A 1,704-nucleotide genomic window follows, 5' to 3' on the forward strand; every position below is an offset into this window, starting at 1 on the left:
CTGTCCTTGTCGTTCCCGGAGCCGTCCTCGCCCCCGCCGTCCTCGGCCTCGGCGAGCCGGGCCTTCTTCGAGGCGGCGAGACTGGTGAACGTGGTGACGACGAGGACACCGCAGATGACGGCCAGCGAGACCTGGGTGGGGATCTCCGGGACGGGGACGTCGTACTCGTGCAGCGCGTGCAGGAACAGCTTCACGCCGATGAACCCGAGGATGATCGACAGGCCGTAGGAGAGGTGCACCAGCTTCTGCAGCAGCCCGCCGATCAGGAAGTACAGCTGCCGCAGGCCCATGAGGGCGAAGGCGTTGGCGGTGAAGACGATGTACGGGTCCTGGGTCAGGCCGAAGATCGCCGGGATGGAGTCCAGCGCGAACAGCAGGTCGGTGGTGCCGATCGCCAGCATGACGATGAGCATCGGCGTGATCAGCCGCTGCCCGCCACGGAGGATCGTCAGCCTGGTGCCGTGGTACTGGTCGGTGGAGGGGAAGCGCTTCTCCACCAGCCGCATGAAGCGGTTCTCCTGGAACTCCTCGTCCTCCTCGTCGCTGCGGGCCTCCTCGATGAGCTTGTAGGCGGTCCAGATGAGGAAGGCGCCGAAGATGAAGAACATGAAGGAGAAGTTCGAGATCAGCGCGGCGCCGCCGGCGATGAAGCCGGCGCGGAGCACCAGGGCGATGAGGATGCCGATCAGCAGCACCCGCTGCTGGTAGATGGTGGGGACCGCGAACTTCGTCATGATGAGGATGAAGACGAAGAGGTTGTCGACGCTGAGCGACTTCTCGGTGATGTAGCCCGCGAAGAACTCGCTCGACGCCTGGCCCTCGCCCATCCAGAGGAGACCCAGGCCGAAGAGCCCGGCCAGCGCGACCCAGACGGCGGTCCAGATCCCCGCCTCCTTGGTCGTGACCTCGTGCGGCGTGCGTCCACCGATGAAGAAGTCGGCGGCGATCAGGGCGCACAGACCGACGATGGTCAGGACCCAGATGTTCAGGGTGACGTCCATACAGCTCTCCTTGCGGCTGCCGGGCGACGTGTGCCGGCGGTGTCGAACCACGGTCCGGGGGGTTCCGGCCACGGTCCGGCGGCGCCGGTCGGGCCGCTGCCGGTGTCACCACCGTGCGTGCCGTTCTCCGGACCACCGGCCGATTCTAGTGACTCGACGGTCCCGGTCGGGAGGTCGGACCGGGACCGCACCCACTTCCGCCACACCCCGTGGCCCGGCGTCGCCGGGTGGGCAGCGGCCGCTGCGCAGACCGGCCGGTCCGGGGCGGCGCAGGGTGACCGCGCGGGCACCGCGGGCCCGGTCGCCGTCCGGTAGGTGGGCGGGGCGCGTGAGGAAGGACACAGCGTGTCCGCTTCGTCGGCGCTCGATCCGTCACCGACCGGAAAGATGCGGGTTGCATGATGAATCCGCCGGTCGTCGCGCGCCCGCGTGCGCGCCGGGGCGACGGCACGGGGACCGCCGTGCGCGGTCGGTCGAGCGGGACGGACACCAGGGAGCGAGCGGGCATGGGCGGCGTCATCACGGGGTTCGCGACGATCTCGGTGATCATCGCGGTGGGGTATGCGGCCGGGCGGTTCGACGTCCTCGGCGAGAACGGGCGGCAGGTGCTCACGCGGCTGGCGTTCTCCATCGCCACGCCCGCGCTCCTCTTCACCGTCATGGCCGACGCCGACCTCTCCGTGATCCTCTCCGCACCGCTGGT

General features: G+C 69.2%; 2 protein-coding genes. One reads left to right on the plus strand and one right to left on the minus strand.

Annotated elements, in window-relative coordinates; genetic code table 11:
• The coding region (locus HCN52_RS24195; RefSeq protein ID WP_168090551.1) for a TerC family protein at positions 1–1,001 on the minus strand (1,001 nt) is incomplete at its 3' end.
• A gap of 506 nt (positions 1,002–1,507) precedes the next feature.
• On the opposite strand from HCN52_RS24195, the gene HCN52_RS24200 reads away from it, so the two are divergent.
• Positions 1,508–1,704: AEC family transporter (locus HCN52_RS24200; RefSeq protein ID WP_209314947.1), on the plus strand; the 197-nt coding region annotated here is incomplete at its 3' end.

Source organism: Streptomyces bohaiensis, from assembly GCF_012033785.1.
Lineage (GTDB): Bacteria > Actinomycetota > Actinomycetes > Streptomycetales > Streptomycetaceae > Streptomyces > Streptomyces bohaiensis.